This is a genomic window from Cedecea neteri NBRC 105707 = ATCC 33855, from assembly GCF_001571265.1.
Taxonomy (GTDB): Bacteria; Pseudomonadota; Gammaproteobacteria; order Enterobacterales; family Enterobacteriaceae; genus Cedecea; species Cedecea neteri.
This window is the reverse complement of sequence record NZ_BCTL01000004.1, coordinates 67,765-84,849: the sequence shown is the minus strand read 5'-3', so window position 1 is coordinate 84,849 and position 17,085 is coordinate 67,765. Positions and strand designations below refer to the sequence as shown.

Below are 17,085 nucleotides of genomic sequence, written 5' to 3'. Positions count from 1 at the left end.
CTCCCCTATTGCTGGAACGGGTACACCGAACCTAAATCCAGAATACGTGTCAGTTCATCCAGCGCTTCACGCCCCTCGCGCAACAGCTGCGGATCGGCTAAATCAGCCTGCGTTAAACGGTCGCGATACCAGCGATCGACCCAGCCATTGAGCGTCATAAACAGCGTGTCGTTCATCATTACCGCCGGGTTAACCGCTTTTAACTCTTCGTCCGTCAGCACCACCCGCAGGCGCAAACACGCCGGACCACCGCCGTTAGCCATGCTTTCCCGCAGATCGAACACCTGTAGCTCACGGACAGGGTTATCCGCCTCCAGCAGTTGGTTAAGGTAGCGCCAGACGCCAGGATGCTGGCGAGACTCTTCCGGCAACACGAGCGTCATGCCGCCGTCGGCGCGACTCAGCAACTGGCTGTTAAACAGGTAGGTCGAAACGGCATCAGCCACCGAAACCAAATCGTCCGGGACTTCAAGGGCCGTAAAACCCGGGACTTTTTCGCGCAGACGCTGATAAAGCCCTTGCTGATCCACAAACGCATGCTGATGGCAGAACAGCACCTCACGGTTAGACACCGCGATAACATCGTTGTGAAAAACGCCCTGATCGATCACCGCCGGGTTTTGTTGGGCGAAAATAACTTGCTGAGAACGTACCTGATTCAAACGCGCTACGGCCTGACTGGCCTCCAGCGTCTGACGAGCAGGATATCGGGCCGGTGCCTGCCCGCTTTTTGAATCTTCACGCCCGTATACAAACAGCTGCACACCGGGATCGCCGTATTCGCCGCCTAAACGGTTATGGTTGGCGGCGCCTTCGTCACCAAACAGCGCCACCTGCGGCAGCGCGCCGTGCACGGTAAAACGCCCGCTATCCCGGAACATCGCTCGCAGCACGCTTTCTGTCGTCGGTGCTTCACTTGCACGGTGGAATTTATTGTTCAGGTTGGCGACGGTGAGATGCACTTTGCCATCCAGCGTATCGGCTGACGGTGATACCGTCGCCGCATTGGCCACCCACATCGAAGACGCCGAACTGGCGGCGGACAGCAGCTGCGGTGCCTGCCGAGCCGCACGCTCAACAACCTGCTCGTCGCTGCCGCTAAAGCCTATCTGACGCAGCACGCCAATATTCGGACGCTCCTGCGGGGCAATCACGCCCTGCGGATACCCCGCGTCCGCCAGCGCTTTCATTTTCAGCAGCCCTTGTTTTGCCGCCAGCTTCGGGTTGGAAACGCGAAACTGGTGCTTCGTCGAGGCTTCATTACCAAACGACAGTCCGGCGTAATGGTGGGTCAGCCCCACCAGTCCGTCGAAATTGGCCTCACGCGTTATCTTCATGGCTGCTCCTCACGGCTAAAATCAAGCCCCGGGCTCAGCGTTGGCGGCAACGCAAAGCTCGTACTTTCCAGCGAGGCCATCGGCCAGGCGCAGTAATCCGCCGCATACCAGGCGCTGGCGCGGTGGTTGCCCGAAGCGCCCACGCCGCCAAACGGCGCGGTACTCGCGGCCCCGGTCAGCGGTTTATTCCAGTTCACGATCCCGGCCCGCGCTTCCAGCAGCAACTGGTCAAACTGTTCGCGGGACGGCGAAATCAGCCCGCTAGCCAGGCCATAGCGTGTGTCGTTCGCCATCCGAATCGCGTCGTCAAAGCTGTCATAGCGGTAAATTGCCAGCAGCGGGCCAAACACTTCTTCATCCGGCACCTCCGCCACGCCGCTAAGCTCGACGATACCCGGCGTCAGTAATGACGTCCCTGGTCGAATCATTTTTGGCTCAAGCAGCGGTTTACCGCCACGGGCGACGTGAGCCTGAAACGCGGTCAGCACACGCTCAGCCGCCTGGACCGAAATCAGCCCACCGATAAACGGCTGAGGTATAGCATCCCATTCACCCGGCCGCAGACGAGCAGAAATTTCAACCAGGCGGCGAATAAATTCATCCCCTTGCTCGCCCTGCTTCACTAACAGACGACGGGCGCAGGTGCAGCGCTGCCCGGCGGTGATAAACGCCGACTGGATCGCCACGTGAACCGCCCCGTCGATATCCTGCGGATCTTCGACGATCAGCGGGTTGTTGCCGCCCATTTCCAGAGCGAGGATCTTCTCCGGCTGCCCGGCAAACTGGCGGTGAAGGTGGTAGCCGGTGCCCGCGCTGCCGGTAAACAACAGGCCATCAAGATCCGACTGCTGCGACAGCGCCTCGCCGGTTTCGCGCCCGCCCTGCACCAGATTCAGCACGCCAGCAGGTATACCGGCCTCTTCCCATAACTTCATCACCTGCTCACCGATGCGCGGCGTTAGCTCACTCGGCTTAAACACCAGGGTGTTGCCCGCCAGCAGTCCCGGCACGATATGGCCGTTGGGCAAATGACCGGGGAAATTGTAAGGGCCAAAGACCGCCAGTACACCGTGAGGACGATGGCGTAAAGTGGCCGCCCCGTCAGCCATCGTGGTGTGTGTTTCACCCGTTCTGGTGTGGTAAGACTTGATGGAAATCGCAATCTTGTTGACCATCGCGGTCACTTCGGTGGCCGCTTCCCAGCGAGGTTTGCCGGTTTCCTGAGCAATGGTTTCAGCGAGCGTAGCTTTATTGGTCTCAAGCAGACCGGCAAAACGCTCCACAATCTCCTGACGTTCTGCAAACGGGCGTTTTGCCCAGCCAGGAAACGCCGCGCGAGCCGCCCGGCAGGCTTCCTCTACCTGCGCTTTATCGGCCACCAGCCCTTCCCACAGCAGCGACCCGCTCACCGGGTTATGTTTTAGCAGCGCTTCGCCACGTCCCGGCACCCATTGTCCGTTAATCCAGTTAGTCATACTTTTTTCTCCTCGGGGCACAGGCGCACCACGCGCACGGTGTCGCCGCTGGCGCACTTCAGCGCATCGGCGGTTGCGGCATCAATAACCAGTTTCTCGCCTTTCGGATCGGCTTTGATCAGCATCACGCGGAACTGGTGGTAATTTTCATTGGCGACCAGGCAAACGGGCAGCTCGTCGGTAGCGGGCTGGCCTACAGCGACGGTTTGCAGTCGGCTCTTGCGAATCGCCCGTACGCGGTCGATGTCACATTCAAGCGTAGGGCCGCCGTCGAAGATGTCGACATAGTTACGATAGCGGAATCCTTCGGCCTCGAGCACGGTGCGCGCGGGTGCCGTTTGCGGATGCACCTGACCGATAACGGCCTGAGCCTCTTTGGAAAGGAAGTCGGTATAAATTGGGTGTTTGGGCATCAGCTCGGCAATAAAAGCCTTCTGCCCGGTCCCGCATAAGTAATCGGCACGGGCGAACTCCATAGAGAAGAAGCGATTCCCGAGGCTTTCCCAGAACGGAGAATGCCCGTGTTCATCGATCACCCCGCGCATCTCGGCAACAACTTTGTCGTTGAACCGCTCACGGAAGGCGGCCATAAACAAGAAACGCGACTTGGATAACAGATACCCGTTGCCCTCTTTACGCCAGGCTGGATCGAGGAACAGAGTGCAAAGTTCGCTCGCCCCGGTGTGATCATGGGTGAGAAAAAGCGTAGGCAGCGCGTTGTAGATATTTAACTCTTTGGAGGCATGAACCAGCGTCCCGACCCGGTAGTTGTACCAGGGATCGTTCAGCCCTACGGCCACCTCAATGGCACAAATCCCCGCTACCTGGCCACTGCTGGTATCTTCAAGGACAAAAACATAGCCCTGGTCTCCCTTCGACAGCCCGCCCTGCCAGGTCTGCAGCGAGCGTTCGATTCGGTCGGCCAGCGTTTTTTCATCGGCGGGGAGCGAGGTCAGCCCGCCGCCGGTTTTCCCGGCAAGCTTAAGCAACCCCGACAGATCGCCTCGTTCGATCGGGCGAATAACCATCATGATGAAACTCCCGCAAGGAAGCGTTCACAGGCACGTTCAAAGCGATCCAGACCCAGTTGAACTTCCGCCTCGCTGACGATGAGCGCCGGGGCGAAACGCAGCACGTTAGCGCCGGCAATCAGCATCATCAGGCCTTCCTGCGCGGCGGCCTGCAGAATAAGTTTAGCTTTACCTGCATGCTCCGGGCGCAGCGCGCAGCCGATGAGCAGCCCTAAGCCACGAACTTCGCTGAACAGCTGATGTTTCTGGTTAATATGGTTCAGGCGCTCAACGAACCATTCATGGCGCTGCTTCACGCCGTTCAGCACTTCAGGCGTATTGATGATTTCCAGCACTCGCCCAGCCACCGCAGAGGCCAGCGGGTTACCGCCATAGGTGGTACCGTGGGTGCCGACAACCATCACTTTTGCAAAGCGGTCGGTGGTCAGCAGCGCACCAATCGGGAAGCCACCGCCCAGCGCTTTAGCCGTAGAGAGTACGTCCGGCGTCACGCCATAGTGCATATAGGCATACAGCGAGCCGGTGCGGCCCACGCCGGTTTGTACTTCGTCAAAAATCAGTACCGCGTTGTGCTTGTCGCAAAGTTCGCGCAGCCCCTGGAGGAACTCTGGCGTGGCGGGGACTACACCACCTTCACCTTGCATAGGCTCGACGATAACCGCACAGGTTTCGTCATTAATCAGGTCACGAGCAGACTGCAGATCGTTAAAGATCGCGTGGTTAATCTGCGGCGGCAGCGGCGCAAAATCCTGAGAATAAGCGGGCTGGCCACCGGCCGTGACGGTAAACAGCGTGCGGCCGTGAAACGCATTCTTGAACGCCACAATGCCGCTTTTCTGCGAGCCAAAATTATCATGGGCGTATTTACGCGCCAGCTTCAGCGCGGCTTCGTTGGCTTCTGCACCCGAGTTGCAGAAAAACACTTTCTCCGCAAAGGTGGCGTCGATCAGCTGCTTCGCCAGCTTCAGCACCGGCTCGTTGGTGTAGCCGTTGCCGGTATGCCAGAATTTTGCCGCCTGCTCTTCCAGCGCTTTACGCATTTCAGGATGAGCATGCCCCAGGGCGTTAACCGCGATGCCACCGGCAAAGTCGATGTAGTCTTTTCCCTGTTGATCCCACAGGGTGGAACCCTCGCCGCGAACAGGAATAAAAGGCGCAGGGGCATAAACCGGCATCATCCATTCGTCGAAATGTTGGCGTGTAATTGACTGCGACATAGTGACCCCTCACGGTAAACAAAAAGTTTATTAAATGTTAAATAATTGAGTGTTTGCGCTGTAAATGTAGATTGCAGGCATCGTGCCAGCCAGCGATACAAATGCATAAACCGGGGGGTGAAACGAAAAATCAATAACTTAAAAACACTCATTATTCATATAAAGTGAATGAAAAGTGCATAGTTTTAACGTACCGCCTGATTCGCGACACGAAAACAAGAAATATTATGCAGTGGTAAAATATAATGCTGGAATTGTGATCGCCTTCGGGATTTGCCTGCCGTTTTCGCCCCCTTTTTGCGCATTGAGATCAATTTTGGTGCAAATGTTGCTTTATTTATGCCCGTCAGGCGCGCCTATGGCAGCGATTAGCTTCAGCGCAGCAACCTGCGCCGTTTTCTGCTACCATCCTGCAACAATTAACCTGACAACCTGGCAGCGACTATGAAATTTGTCTCTTTTAATATCAACGGCCTGCGCGCCCGTCCTCATCAGCTTGAAGCCATCGTAGAACAGCATCAGCCGGACGTTATCGGTCTGCAGGAAACCAAAGTGCATGACGATATGTTCCCGCTGGAAGACGTGGAGAAACTCGGCTACCACGTGTTTTATCACGGCCAAAAGGGCCATTACGGCGTGGCGCTGCTGACCAAAGAGAAGCCGATTGCGGTGCGTAAAGGCTTCCCAACCGACGACGAAGATGCTCAGCGTCGCATTATCATGGCGGAAATCCCTTCGGAGTTCGGCAACCTCACGGTGATCAACGGCTACTTCCCACAGGGCGAAAGCCGCGATCATGAAACCAAGTTCCCGGCCAAAACCAAGTTTTACCAGGACCTGCAGAACTTCCTGCAGGGTGAGCTGCGCCCGGAAAACCCGGTGCTGATCATGGGTGATATGAATATCAGCCCGACGGACCTCGACATCGGTATTGGCGAAGATAGCCGCAAACGCTGGCTACGCACCGGGAAATGCTCGTTCCTGCCGGAAGAGCGTGAATGGATGGCTCGCCTGCTTGGCTGGGGTCTGGTGGATACTTATCGCCACGCTAATCCGGAATCACAGGACAAATTCTCGTGGTTTGACTACCGTTCTAAAGGCTTCGACGATAACCGCGGCCTGCGTATAGATCTGCTGCTGGCAAGCCAGGGGCTGGCGCCGCACTGCGTGGCAACCGGGATCGACTACGACATTCGCGGCATGGAAAAACCGTCCGACCACGCCCCTGTTTGGGCGCAGTTTAAGCTGTAAGGGAAATACTGAAGATCGACACATCTTCAGACAAGGACAGCGAGATGCCGTTTTCCCCCCTGACGAGGCGCGAACAGAATGCGTAAAATCCTGTTTTTGCTGCTGGCCACGCTGGTCATCTCGCTGTTAACCCTGCTGCCGCCGGGCACCCTTAGTCTGGCGACACTGCAGAAATATCACGCTCAGCTTAGTCTCTGGCATGCGGAGCGCCCGGCGCTAGTAATGGGTGCCTTCTTCCTCGGCTATTTCCTGATTTCCGCCCTTTCCATTCCCGGGACTCGCATTATGACCCTGATGGGTGGCGCGCTGTTTGGATTGATTGAGGGCACGGTGCTGGTTGCCCTTGCGGCCGCCAGTGGTGCAACGGTGGCCATGCTGCTCAGCCGCTACCTGCTGCACGACTGGGTGCAGCGGCGCTTTGCCGCGAGAATGGCGAAGATTAACGAAAGCATTAAACACAATATTACGCACTGTCTGTTTGCTTTGCGGCTGGTGCCGGTTCTCCCCTTTTCTATCATCAACCTGCTGATGGGGCTGACGCCGATTTCCGCCGTTCGTTTCGCGGTGGTTACGCTGCTGGGCCTGTTACCGTCTATCGTGCTGTACATCAGCACCGGTCGTCAGCTTAGCCAGATAGAAAGCCTGCGGGACATTATTTCCCCCACCATGCTGCTATTGTTTGCGCTGATTGGCCTCCTGCCGCTCGTGTCCCACTGGCTGATAAAAAGAACTCGCTTAAACAGTTAAACGCCTCCGACCCTCGAAGGCGTTTTGCCGCTATCCTTGCGAAATCAGGGTCACATCAACATTACCGAAAATTGCCCGCGAATAGGGGCAAGTCGCGTGGGCGGCGGCCAGCAACGTGTCCCGCTGGGCTTCGCTAAGCCCCGGCAGCTTAACGTTGAGCGTAACCTCCAGCGCAAAATGACTGTCATTATCGACTTTCCCCAGCGAGACGTTGGCATCGACAGCGGTCTCCTCCGGAATGCGGATAGCCAGTTTTTTCCCCGCAAGCCCAATCGCCCCCATAAAGCAGGCGGAGTAACCGACGGCAAAAAGCTGTTCCGGATTAGTCCCCGGTTTCCCGGACCCTGGCGTGCTGAGCTGCACGTCCAGGCTGCCGTCATCCGAGCGCCCGTGCCCGCTGCGAGCGCCAACGGTAGTGGTATGGGCGGTATAAAGCACTTTCTCGAGTTTGCTGGACATCGTGATTCCTCAATCGTGGGTAAGAAGAGTCGCCATTTAACCGCCGCTATGTATCTGCAATATGTTCTCCGGCTGGCCAAAATGTATAACTCTGTATCCGCTTCATGACCTGGCTCAAGCACGCTGTCACTGCCCCTCCGCTATACTCCACGCCTTTACGGCAGCGGCGCCGAATGAAAATGAACAAACAAAAGAGAAGAGGCACATGTGCGTAAGGGTATTTTTGCGCTGCTGATCGTCATGACAGGGCTGTTTCTGTATCAGCTTCCTCCTGGCGCAATAAATTTGTCGACGCTGCAGCACTCTCAGGCTGCATTTGCGCACTGGCATGCGCAGCACCCGGCTCTGGCGGTGGTGGCTTTTTTGGGCTGCTACTTTCTTACTGCCGCCTTTTCCATCCCCGGTGCCACCCTGCTGACGCTGCTGGGAGGCGCTATCTTTGGCCTGGTGCAGGGCACAGTGCTGGTCGCCCTCGCGGCCACCGCAGGCGCAACCGTGGCCATGCTGATCAGCCGTTACCTGCTGCGGGACTGGGTGCAGCGGCGCTTCTCACGCATGATGGAAAAAGTGAATCTGGGCATACAGCGTGACGGCGGCCATTACCTCTTTGCTCTGCGGCTCGCGCCGGTTTTCCCTTTTGTGCTGGTGAATTTATTAATGGGCCTGACGCCGATGGGCGTAGGTCGCTATGCCTCGATAAGCCTGCTCGGTATGCTGCCCGCTATCGTGGTCTACATTAACACCGGCAGGCAGCTGAGCCAGTTGCAAAGCCTGAGCGATATTCTCTCGCCCGGCATAATGCTGATGTTTGCCCTGCTGGGGCTGCTGCCGCTGGCCTCACGCTGGCTGACACGACGAATCACCCCATAACACGCTAAGGACATGCTCTTGCAACGCTTAATTCCTGGAATACGGGCGCTAACGCTTGCCCTGACGCTGGTCGGCTTCAGCGCCGCAGCGCAACCTGAAGGTTGGCAGAATCTTCGCCAGCAGGCCAAAGGCCAGACGGTTTACTTTAACGCCTGGGGCGGCGATCCTGCCGTTAACGGCTATCTGGACTGGGTCAGGCATGAGGTAAAAACGCATTACGGCGTGACGCTGAAGCTTGTAAAGCTGGCGGACGCGGCCGATGCGGTGAGACGCATTCAAAGCGAAGCCGCAGCGGGCAGAAAAACCAGCGGGTCAGTAGACCTGCTTTGGGTCAACGGTGAAAACTTTAGCGTACTCAAACAGGCAGGATTACTTAGCGAGAATTGGGCCGAAAACCTGCCAAACTGGCGCTATATTGATGTAAAAAAACCGGTACGGGAGGATTTCTCGGTGCCGGTTGACGGAGCCGAGGCGCCCTGGGGAAGCGCGCAACTGATGTTTATCGGCGATAAACAACGCACGCCCGAGTTCCCGCAGAATGCGCAGCAGCTGCTGGAACTCGCCAGGGTTAACCCCGGCAAGCTCAGCTACCCTCGGCCGCCCGATTTTACCGGCACGGCGTTCCTTGAGCAGCTTTTGATTGTATTGACCGAAAAACCGGACGCGCTGAAAACGGCCCCGGATCCCGCGACCTTTGAGCAAGTCACCGCCCCACTCTGGCGTTACCTTGACCAGCTTCATCCGTTCCTCTGGCAAAAAGGTAAAACGTTCCCGCCGACGCCGGCACGCATGGATCGCATGCTGGCCGACGGCGAGCTGCTGCTGTCTGTGACCTTCAACCCGGCACACGTAGATAATCTGATCGCTCGCCGCCAGCTCCAGCCGTCGGCAAAATCCTTTGGCCTCAGCGCAGGCATGCTGGGCAACGTGCATTTCGTCGCAATCCCGGCGAACAGCAACGCCAAAGCCGGGGCGCAGGTCGTAGCTAATTTCCTGATGTCCCCGGAAGCGCAGATCCGCAAAGCTGACCCGGCTGTTTGGGGTGACGCGAGCGTGCTGAGCAGCAATGCGCTACCGCCAGTGCAAAAAGCACAGCTTGAGGCTTTGGCCCCCAAAAGCCAGCATCCGGTTCCTTTCCTGGCGGAACCTCACGCCGCCTGGGTTAGCGCGCTGGAACACGCCTGGCTTCAACGTTACGGGTCGAGATGAGCCGCGGTTTTACACTGGCCGGGGGGCTGACGGCGGGACTGGTTTTTGTGCCGGTGCTGCCGGGACTTGCCCTGATAGTGCCGCCATTACTGCACGGTGAACCCTGGTTTGCCCTCTGGCAGGACTCGCAGCGGCCGGAAGCCATTATCGCCACTCTGGTTTCCACCATGCTCAGCGTTGGCGGAGCGTTGCTGCTGACGTTAATTATTCTCTGCGCCCTGTTTCCCGGCGAACGCTGGCAGCGCTATCTTCGGCGTTTACCGCTGCTGCTGGCCCTGCCGCATGTCGCCCTTGCCAGCGGCTTTTTCTTTCTGTTTTCAGACAGCGGCTGGCTGGTTCGCCTTTTCAACCTCTCTCTGCCATCGGATCGCTACGGCGTTGCCCTCGGCCTTATGCTGGCGCTAAAAGAAGCCTGGTTCTTGCTGTGGTTCACAGCCGCACAGCTGCAAAGTGAACAATTGCATCAGCAGCTGACGCTCGCCAGAACGCTCGGTTACGGCGAGCTGCAAGCGCGTATGTTTGTGCTGGTGCCGCAGCTTCTTCCTCGCCTTGGCTGGGTTTTAGTGGCGGTGACGGCATATAGCCTTTCAGTCGTGGACGCCGCGCTTATTCTGGGCCCCGCGAACCCTCCCACCTTTGCCGTGTTAGCCTGGCAGTGGCTAACGGACAGCGATATCTCTCGCCAAAACATGGGGCTGGCGGCATCCTGCCTGCTGCTGATGATGCTCGGCGCTTTTGTTATTGGCGGGCGTTTGGCGTGGGGAATAATACGGCTGCCAGGCGGGCGTTTTTCAGGCAAACGCTATGCACTGAATCTGACCTCCGCAGGCGTGGTGACCACCTGTTCACTTTCTCTGGTCGGCTTTACGGCTATCGCAATACTCACCCTGTGGTCCTTCGCTGAAGGCTGGTTCTTTCCGGCTCGATTTCCTGAAAACTTGACGCTTAACGGCTGGCGTCAGGCTGAACTGCCGCCTCTCTGGACAAGTCTTGTGGCCGGGCTTATCAGCGCTTTGCTCGCGCCGATCGTGACAATATTATGGCTCAAGGGCTGCCCGCGCCGGTACGATCGCTGGCTGTATCTGCCGCTACTGCTGCCTGCATTGCCGCTGGCCGCCGGACAGTATCAACTCTTGCTCAGGCTGAACATGGAAGGCACCTGGGTCGCGCTTATCTGGAGCCATATGCTGTGGGTTGTGCCTTATTCGCTGCTTATCCTGGCCCCGGCCTGGCAGCACAGCGACTCTCGCCTGCTGCTGACGGCGAGAACGTTCGGCTGGTCGTCGAGGAAAATCCTCTGCCTCGTGCAACTGCCATCGCTCATCCGACCTTTACTGGCGGCGTTGGCGGTCGGTTTTTCCGTCAGCATCGCACAATATTTACCTACGCTTTATGCCGGGGCTGGCAGGTTTGCCACCGTCACAACGGAAGCCGTGGCGCTCAGCAGCGGCGGCGATCCACAGCAGTTTGCAATACAGGCCTTGCTGCAAATGCTGCTGCCGATGGCCATATTTATCGCCACTATCTCGGTCAGCCGCCTGGTCGGCACCCACAGAAAAGGATTGCGCTAATGCTCAGCGTGCGAAATTGCTCCCTCTTCCGCAACGGCGAACCGCTGCTGATGGATATCAGTTTTGATGTTGCGCCGGGTAAAATTGCGACTTTAATGGGCCCCTCCGGCGCGGGTAAATCGACGTTCCTGAACTGGATCATCGGTGATTTAGCCCCAGAATTTAGCGCTCAGGGCACGCTGCTGCTTAACCAGCGCAGCTTAACTTCTTTGCCCGTCGAACGGCGCCGCATCGGCATTTTGTTCCAGGATGCATTGCTGTTTCCTCATCTCAACGTTGGGCAAAACCTGCGGATGGCGGTTCCCGCCTCCGTCGTTGGGCGATCGCAGCGGCAGCATGTTGTCGCGGAGGCTCTGGAAAGCGCCGGGCTGGCAAACTATGAACGCAGAGATCCTGCGACGCTTTCAGGCGGTGAGCGCGCACGAATCAGCGTGCTCCGCGCCCTGCTTGCCGAGCCTGAAGCCCTGCTGCTGGATGAGCCTTTTTCCAGGCTGGATCTGCCGCTGCGTCAGAGTTTCCGGGAATTTGTCTGGCAAAAAACCAACCAGCTCGGGCTGCCGGTGGTCATGGTAACCCACGATGAGCAAGATATTCCCCCCGGTGGACAGGTTATCCGGCTTTAGCCCACCGAACATGAGATATCGCAAAGAAGCCAGGTCCAACGGTGACTAAACTGGCGGCTCTTTTGCTATCCTTCAGGTTATTAGATGAAACGTGTTTCTCAGTTAACCACCGCCCTGCTGCTTGCCGGGCTGTCCCATGTCACTTTGGCCGCCGCGATGCCTGCTGAAATGAACCTCTCAAGCGTAAAAGCCGAAAACGGCGTGGTGATTGATACTCGCCCGAGCGCGTTTTACAACGGCTGGCCGCAGACCTTAAACGCCAGCGGCGGCCATGAACCTGCCGCGTTGAATCTCTCTGCATCGTGGCTGACGCTGATGAGCGACGAACAGCTTTTAACGTGGGCTAAACAGCATCAGTTGAACAAGTCTGGATTAATGGCGCTGTACGGTGACGACGCTCAGGCCGTTAAAGCTCGCTTAGAAAAACTGGGCTTTACCCAGATTTCAATGCTCAAAGACGGGCTGCAGGATCCTTCCCGCCTGCAAAAACTGGCACATTTTGAGCAGCTGGTTTATCCGCAGTGGATCCACGATTTGCAGAATAAAAAGCCGGTGACCGCCGCGCCTGCCGGGGAGTGGAAAGTGATTGAAGCGGGCTGGGGTTCGCCGAAAAAATACCTGCTCAGCCATATTCCCGGCGCGGGCTACATCAACACCGAAGAGGTGGAAAGCGAGCCGTTGTGGAACAAAGTGTCCGACGACAAGCTGAAAGCCATGCTGACGAAGCACGGCATCCGGCACGATACCACGGTCATTTTATATGGCCGTGACGTCTATGCCGCAGCGCGCGTAGCGGCGATTATGCTGTATGCCGGAGTGAAAGATGTACGCCTGCTGGACGGCGGCTGGACAACCTGGAGCGCGGCGGAGCTGCCTGTTGAACGAGGCCTTCCGCCCCACCCGGCTCCGGCTGACGATTTTGGTGCCCCAATTCCAGGCCAGCCGCAGCTGATGCTTGACATAGAACAGGCCCGGGCGCTGCTGCATCGCAAAGATGCTTCTCTGGTCAGCATTCGTTCCTGGCCTGAATTTATCGGCACCACCAGCGGCTACAGCTACATCAAGCCAAAAGGCGAAATTGCGGGCGCGCGCTGGGGCCACGCGGGATCTGACTCCACGCATATGGAAGATTTCCATAATCCGGACGGCACCATGCGCACCGGGGACGATATCGCCGCCATGTGGAAAACCTGGAATATCACGCCGGATCAGCACGTTGCTTTCTACTGCGGCACCGGCTGGCGCGCCTCCGAAACGCTGATGTACGCGCGGGCAATGGGCTGGAAGAACGTCGGCCTGTATGACGGCGGCTGGTACGAATGGAGCGCGGATCCTAAAAATCCTGTCGTGAGCGGCAAGCGTAAGCCGAACTGATTCTGGCTTGAGGATTACGCCCCTCTCCCCAAAGTGGAGAGGGGATGAATAGCACGCGCCTTCGCCTCTTAGGGATAAGGGGTCTTAATCTGCGGATTTACCCAGCCGTTTTAGCGTTTTATACCCGCCCCAGACGCGGTTCAGCGTCGTGAGCCAGCACAGTCCGCCAAAGATCCACGCCAGCCAGGCAAACCAACCTGGAAACAAACAGCCAAGCACAAACAGCAGGATAGTTTCGGTGCCTTCCGTCAGCCCGCCCAGATAGTAAAACGACTTATGGGCATAGCCCGGGTTGGCGATGTCGTGCTTCTGCGCCAGGGCGGCAAACGCCAGAAAACTGCTGCCGGTGCCGATAAACGAAAACAGCAGCCACGCGCCGGCAATCGCATTCTGCGACGGGTCAGCGAGGATAAAACCAAACGGCACGAGGGCGTAAAACAGAAAATCCAGCGCGATATCGAGAAAACCGCCCGCGTCGGTTAATCCTCTTCGCCTTGCCAGCGCGCCGTCCAGGCCATCAAGCAGGCGGTTAAACACAATGGCGAGCAGCGCCAGGCCATACCACTGCAGCGCCAGGAAAGGCAGCGCCAGCACGCCCAGAGCAAACCCCGCCAGCGTCAGGCGATCCGGCGTGATGGCAGGTTTGTCCAACGCAGCGGCGAGGCAGTTAAGGGCGGGTTTGATGCGCGGATGAAGATAGCTGTCGAACATTTATTTTTTCCCGTTCGTCGGGCACAACCCCTGGGAGGGGATATCCAGCGCGGCGTTAAAGCGGGCGGAAAGATTTTGAAAAGCAATCAGGGCGGTAAGCTCGGTCATTGCCTGGTCGTTAAAATGCTGCTTAAGCGTCTGTTTGAGTTCGTCAGGTACCTGCGGCGGCGTGGCGGTCATCGCTTCGGCGTAGGCCAGCGCGGCCCGCTCTTTCTCACTGAAACCCGGTTCGCTGCGCCAGTTGGCTACAGCCAACACTTTCGCCATCGACCCGCTGCGTTCAGCAAGGCGCAGGCTGTTCGCGTCGATACAAAATTCACAGCTGCACTGCTGCGACACTCTGGTCATTACCAGAGAACGAATCACCGGGTCGATTTTTGCCCGACGCCTTTCCAGAAAACCGACAAACAACGCCACCAGCCAGAACAGATACGGCAGTCGCCCCCACCAGCGGGTTGGGTTCAGCACCGAGCCAAAATGTTTTTCCTGCATAGCCACAATCGGGCGCAGGCTTTTGGGCAAAGTTTTCAGAGGCGCAATCCAGGGGGCGCGTTTCGTTTCCATTGTTCAGTCACTCTTCTGATCGGCTGTGATGGCGGGTATTATGCCACGCTTGCCCCACGGAGAATGGACACCGATGCTAAAAAACCTTGATGTTGTCGCGGCTATTATCGAGCACGAAGGCAAAATCCTGCTCGCCCGCCGCCCTGAAAATGGCGATCAGCCCGGCCTGTGGGAATTTCCGGGTGGGAAAGTAGAAGCGGGAGAAACACAGCCCGAAGCGCTTGCGAGGGAGCTGTTGGAAGAACTGGGGATTACGGCGCAAATTAGCGGCTACGTTGCCAGCCATCAGCGCGAAGTTTCCGGCAGGATGATTAATCTACACGCATGGCACGTCGAGGTATTTCAAGGCGAGTTAACCGCCCATTGCCACAGCGAGCTAGCTTGGTGTAAACCGCCGGAAGCGCTTGATTATGCCCTCGCCCCGGCGGATATCCCGCTGCTGAAAGCGTTTATGGCTTCACGCGGCGCCAGACCAGTGGATTAGTCCCTAATACTTTGTCATCACGCTGGCACTGCAGCAAAATGCCTTCCGTTTTTACCACCGCCCCTTCGGAATAGTTTTTGTTTTCATAAACGCAGCACTGATTACACGGCGGCGTCTGCGGCTGATTGCTGTTGGTAAACACTTCCGGCGGCACCATCACGTCAACGTCAGGCTGACGGTGTTGCACCGCCATCGCTGGCAGACTCATCATTAGCGCCACGACGGCGGCGAGCAGGCTTTTTACTGGCATCATCACTTCCCTCTTTTTTGGCCCAACGTTTTGCTTTTTTTCCGTCATCCTGGGCTTTGATGCCCTTAAATGCATGGCGCACCGGCGTGGTTCGCGCCTGATGAATCAGATCATAAAGCGTTTGCACCAGCGGCTGCATAAAGTCCTGATAGCGGCACTGCTTTTCGCTGATTTGCGTCAGCGTTGATTCCCAGTGCGCGGTCATATCCGGCCTGGCGGCCAGTTCCGGCAGCGAGTGGATCAGCGCCCGCCCGGCTTCCGTAGAATGAATATAGCGCCCTTTCTTGACCAGGAAGGCGCGTTTAAATAACAGTTCGATGATCCCGGCTCGCGTTGCTTCGGTGCCTAATCCGTCCGTCGCGCGCAGGATCTTTTTCAGATCTTTATCCTGCACAAAGCGCGCAATCCCGGTCATTGCCGACAGTAAAGTCGCGTCCGTAAAATGGCGCGGCGGCTGGGTTTGCCGCTCAACGACCTCGCCGTGCTCGCACAGCAGTTCGTCCCCCTTCGCGACCACCGGCAGCGGCGTGCCGTCGTTTTCTTCGTCACGCTCTTTGTTGCCCAAAAGCGCACGCCAGCCCGCTTCGGCGAGGAAACGCGCTTTGGCAATAAATTTGCCTCCGGCGATATCCAGATCGATGGTGCATTTGCGGAACACCGCATCGGCGCAGAACTGCATTAAGTATTGACGGGCGATCAGGCCATAAACTTTAGCCTCATTTTCACTTAATGAGATGGCAGAGCTGCGCGCGGTAGGAATTATGGCGTGGTGCGCGTCGACTTTTTTGTCATCCCAGCAGCGATTACGCAGGTCGGCATCTACCGCAGGCTGCGGCAGTAAATCCGGCTGATGGACGCTAATGGCGTTCAAAACCGCATGGCGCCCGGCAAAATGCTCTTCCGGCAGATAGCGGCAGTCGGAACGCGGGTAGGTAATCAGTTTGTGGGTTTCGTACAGCTTCTGGCAAATATCTAGCACGTTCTGGGCGCTCAGCCCAAAGCGTTTCGCCGCTTCAATTTGCAGGCTCGACAACGAAAACGGCAGCGGTGCGACTTCCGATTCCCGCTTATCGTTATAGGCGGTCACCAGCGCCGGATGGCCGTTGATACGCGCCACAACGTGCTCTGCCAGCTTGCGGTTCAGCAAACGGCCTTCTTCGTCCTGATGCGGTTCGCAGGATTCGCTTGGCTGCCATACGGCGACAAAACGCTCGTCGGCAGGCGTCACGATATGGGCTTTCACTTCGAAATAATCTTTGGCGACGAAGTTCTCGATCTCTTCATCGCGGCGTACCACCAGACCCAGCACCGGCGTCTGTACGCGGCCCACGGAGAGTACGCCCTGATAGCCCGCATTACGCCCGAGAATGGTATAGGCGCGAGTCATGTTAATCCCGTAAAGCCAGTCGGCACGGGCGCGAGCCAGCGCGGACACACAAAGCGGAATAAACTCGCTGTTGGCTCGCAGGCGGGAAATCGCCCGTTCCACGGCCTGCGGGTTAAGGTCGTTAATCAGGCAGCGCTGCACCTGCTGGCGCTTTTCCGGTGCCAGTTGAAGGTAGTCCAGCACTTCGTCCACCAACAGTTGCCCTTCGCGATCCGGGTCACCGGCGTGAACCACTTCGGTGGCCTGCGTCAGCAGCTTTTTAATCGCATTAAGCTGTTTTGTCACAGAGGGGCGAGGCTGTAGCTGCCATTTTTCCGGCACAATGGGCAAGTCCGCCAGGTTCCAGCGGGCGTAACGCCCGTCGTAGGCGTCCGGCTGCGCCTGCTCGAGCAGGTGGCCTATACACCAGGTCACCACCTGGCCGTTGCCGCATTCAATAAACCCATCGCCTCTGCGATGAGGTTTAGGCAGCACGTCGGCAATCGCTCGTGCAAGGCTTGGTTTTTCCGCAATAAACAGCCGCAT

17 protein-coding genes are annotated in these 17,085 nt (G+C 57.6%); 8 read left to right on the top strand and 9 right to left on the bottom strand.

What is annotated here, in order from left to right; all coding sequences use genetic code 11:
• Positions 1–5: 5 nt before the first annotated feature.
• Genes astB through CNE01S_RS02235 form a run of 4 tightly spaced genes read right to left on the bottom strand, consistent with a single transcriptional unit; the run spans position 6 to position 5,060 of the window.
• Entirely contained in the window at positions 6–1,337 is a 1,332-nt protein-coding gene (gene astB / locus CNE01S_RS02250; protein WP_061272954.1) for an N-succinylarginine dihydrolase, read from the bottom strand.
• Positions 1,334–2,812: a succinylglutamate-semialdehyde dehydrogenase gene (gene astD, locus CNE01S_RS02245; protein ID WP_061272951.1), complete on the bottom strand. Its 1,479-nt coding sequence runs from the start codon at positions 2,810–2,812 to the stop codon at positions 1,334–1,336. Before astD ends, astB begins: the two co-directional genes overlap by 4 nt.
• Positions 2,809–3,843 (bottom strand): arginine N-succinyltransferase, encoded by a 1,035-nt coding sequence (astA, locus tag CNE01S_RS02240; RefSeq protein WP_061272948.1) that lies wholly within the window; start codon positions 3,841–3,843, stop codon positions 2,809–2,811. Before astA ends, astD begins: the two co-directional genes overlap by 4 nt.
• On the bottom strand, positions 3,840–5,060 hold the full coding sequence (locus tag CNE01S_RS02235; RefSeq protein WP_061272945.1) for an aspartate aminotransferase family protein: 1,221 nt from the start codon (positions 5,058–5,060) through the stop codon (positions 3,840–3,842). Before CNE01S_RS02235 ends, astA begins: the two co-directional genes overlap by 4 nt.
• Before the next feature lie 444 nt (positions 5,061–5,504).
• Here CNE01S_RS02235 and xthA point away from each other — a divergent pair, with 444 nt between their 5' ends.
• Both xthA and CNE01S_RS02225 read left to right on the top strand, forming a co-directional pair.
• The gene (xthA, locus tag CNE01S_RS02230; protein WP_061272942.1) at positions 5,505–6,311 is read left to right on the top strand and encodes an exodeoxyribonuclease III; all 807 of its coding nucleotides are present in this window, start codon (positions 5,505–5,507) and stop codon (positions 6,309–6,311) included.
• 78 nt (positions 6,312–6,389) lie between these two features.
• Positions 6,390–7,058 (top strand): TVP38/TMEM64 family protein, encoded by a 669-nt coding sequence (locus tag CNE01S_RS02225; protein WP_061272939.1) that lies wholly within the window; start codon positions 6,390–6,392, stop codon positions 7,056–7,058.
• A 30-nt stretch (positions 7,059–7,088) separates the two neighbouring features.
• On the opposite strand, the gene CNE01S_RS02220 is transcribed toward CNE01S_RS02225, so the two are convergent.
• Positions 7,089–7,517 carry an organic hydroperoxide resistance protein gene (locus tag CNE01S_RS02220; protein ID WP_061272936.1) on the bottom strand — a complete coding sequence of 143 codons (429 nt, stop codon included), beginning with the start codon at positions 7,515–7,517 and terminating at the stop codon, positions 7,089–7,091.
• 207 nt (positions 7,518–7,724) lie between these two features.
• On the opposite strand from CNE01S_RS02220, the gene CNE01S_RS02215 reads away from it, so the two are divergent.
• From CNE01S_RS02215 to CNE01S_RS02195, 5 genes are all read left to right on the top strand, one after another.
• Complete coding sequence (locus CNE01S_RS02215) at positions 7,725–8,387, top strand: TVP38/TMEM64 family protein (protein WP_082763179.1); 663 nt, start codon at positions 7,725–7,727, stop codon at positions 8,385–8,387.
• A 39-nt stretch (positions 8,388–8,426) separates the two neighbouring features.
• A complete protein-coding gene (locus tag CNE01S_RS02210) occupies positions 8,427–9,596 on the top strand; it encodes an ABC transporter substrate-binding protein (RefSeq protein ID WP_061273086.1) in 1,170 nt (389 codons plus the stop codon).
• On the top strand, positions 9,593–11,167 hold the full coding sequence (locus CNE01S_RS02205; protein ID WP_061272933.1) for an ABC transporter permease: 1,575 nt from the start codon (positions 9,593–9,595) through the stop codon (positions 11,165–11,167). The genes CNE01S_RS02210 and CNE01S_RS02205 overlap by 4 nt, the downstream gene beginning before the upstream one ends.
• Positions 11,167–11,790, top strand: coding sequence for an ATP-binding cassette domain-containing protein (locus CNE01S_RS02200; protein ID WP_061272930.1), 624 nt, complete (start codon positions 11,167–11,169; stop codon positions 11,788–11,790). The genes CNE01S_RS02205 and CNE01S_RS02200 overlap by 1 nt, the downstream gene beginning before the upstream one ends.
• 84 nt (positions 11,791–11,874) lie before the next feature.
• Positions 11,875–13,164, top strand: a complete 1,290-nt coding sequence (locus CNE01S_RS02195) for a rhodanese-like domain-containing protein (RefSeq protein WP_061272927.1) — start codon at positions 11,875–11,877, stop codon at positions 13,162–13,164.
• A gap of 84 nt (positions 13,165–13,248) precedes the next feature.
• On the opposite strand, the gene CNE01S_RS02190 is transcribed toward CNE01S_RS02195, so the two are convergent.
• Together CNE01S_RS02190 and CNE01S_RS02185 are read right to left on the bottom strand one after the other, a co-directional pair.
• Complete coding sequence (locus tag CNE01S_RS02190; protein WP_061272924.1) at positions 13,249–13,875, bottom strand: CDP-alcohol phosphatidyltransferase family protein; 627 nt, start codon at positions 13,873–13,875, stop codon at positions 13,249–13,251.
• Positions 13,876–14,439, bottom strand: coding sequence for a carboxymuconolactone decarboxylase family protein (locus CNE01S_RS02185; RefSeq protein WP_061272921.1), 564 nt, complete (start codon positions 14,437–14,439; stop codon positions 13,876–13,878). It abuts the gene before it with no gap.
• 73 nt (positions 14,440–14,512) lie between these two features.
• Between CNE01S_RS02185 and CNE01S_RS02180 the strand changes: the two genes are divergently transcribed.
• Positions 14,513–14,923, top strand: a complete 411-nt coding sequence (locus tag CNE01S_RS02180) for a pyrimidine (deoxy)nucleoside triphosphate diphosphatase (RefSeq protein WP_061272918.1) — start codon at positions 14,513–14,515, stop codon at positions 14,921–14,923.
• Here the strand turns inward: CNE01S_RS02180 and CNE01S_RS02175 are convergent.
• Both CNE01S_RS02175 and CNE01S_RS02170 read right to left on the bottom strand, forming a co-directional pair.
• Entirely contained in the window at positions 14,889–15,173 is a 285-nt protein-coding gene (locus CNE01S_RS02175; protein ID WP_061272914.1) for a YnjH family protein, read from the bottom strand. The genes CNE01S_RS02180 and CNE01S_RS02175 overlap by 35 nt on opposite strands.
• The gene (locus CNE01S_RS02170) at positions 15,091–17,085 is read right to left on the bottom strand and encodes a DNA topoisomerase III (protein ID WP_061272911.1); all 1,995 of its coding nucleotides are present in this window, start codon (positions 17,083–17,085) and stop codon (positions 15,091–15,093) included. The genes CNE01S_RS02175 and CNE01S_RS02170 overlap by 83 nt, the downstream gene beginning before the upstream one ends.

Bases quoted from the DNA above. Each gene is read 5' to 3' on its own strand.
- astB (WP_061272954.1), bottom strand. From the start codon at position 1,337: ATGAAGATAACGCGTGAGGCCAATTTCGACGGACTGGTGGGGCTGACC.
- astD (WP_061272951.1), bottom strand. From the start codon at position 2,812: ATGACTAACTGGATTAACGGACAATGGGTGCCGGGACGTGGCGAAGCG.
- astA (WP_061272948.1), bottom strand. From the start codon at position 3,843: ATGATGGTTATTCGCCCGATCGAACGAGGCGATCTGTCGGGGTTGCTT.
- CNE01S_RS02235 (WP_061272945.1), bottom strand. From the start codon at position 5,060: ATGTCGCAGTCAATTACACGCCAACATTTCGACGAATGGATGATGCCG.
- xthA (WP_061272942.1), top strand. From the start codon at position 5,505: ATGAAATTTGTCTCTTTTAATATCAACGGCCTGCGCGCCCGTCCTCAT.
- CNE01S_RS02225 (WP_061272939.1), top strand. From the start codon at position 6,390: ATGCGTAAAATCCTGTTTTTGCTGCTGGCCACGCTGGTCATCTCGCTG.
- CNE01S_RS02220 (WP_061272936.1), bottom strand. From the start codon at position 7,517: ATGTCCAGCAAACTCGAGAAAGTGCTTTATACCGCCCATACCACTACC.
- CNE01S_RS02205 (WP_061272933.1), top strand. From the start codon at position 9,593: ATGAGCCGCGGTTTTACACTGGCCGGGGGGCTGACGGCGGGACTGGTT.
- CNE01S_RS02200 (WP_061272930.1), top strand. From the start codon at position 11,167: ATGCTCAGCGTGCGAAATTGCTCCCTCTTCCGCAACGGCGAACCGCTG.
- CNE01S_RS02195 (WP_061272927.1), top strand. From the start codon at position 11,875: ATGAAACGTGTTTCTCAGTTAACCACCGCCCTGCTGCTTGCCGGGCTG.
- CNE01S_RS02190 (WP_061272924.1), bottom strand. From the start codon at position 13,875: ATGTTCGACAGCTATCTTCATCCGCGCATCAAACCCGCCCTTAACTGC.
- CNE01S_RS02185 (WP_061272921.1), bottom strand. From the start codon at position 14,439: ATGGAAACGAAACGCGCCCCCTGGATTGCGCCTCTGAAAACTTTGCCC.
- CNE01S_RS02180 (WP_061272918.1), top strand. From the start codon at position 14,513: ATGCTAAAAAACCTTGATGTTGTCGCGGCTATTATCGAGCACGAAGGC.
- CNE01S_RS02175 (WP_061272914.1), bottom strand. From the start codon at position 15,173: ATGCCAGTAAAAAGCCTGCTCGCCGCCGTCGTGGCGCTAATGATGAGT.
- CNE01S_RS02170 (WP_061272911.1), bottom strand. From the start codon at position 17,085: ATGCGGCTGTTTATTGCGGAAAAACCAAGCCTTGCACGAGCGATTGCC.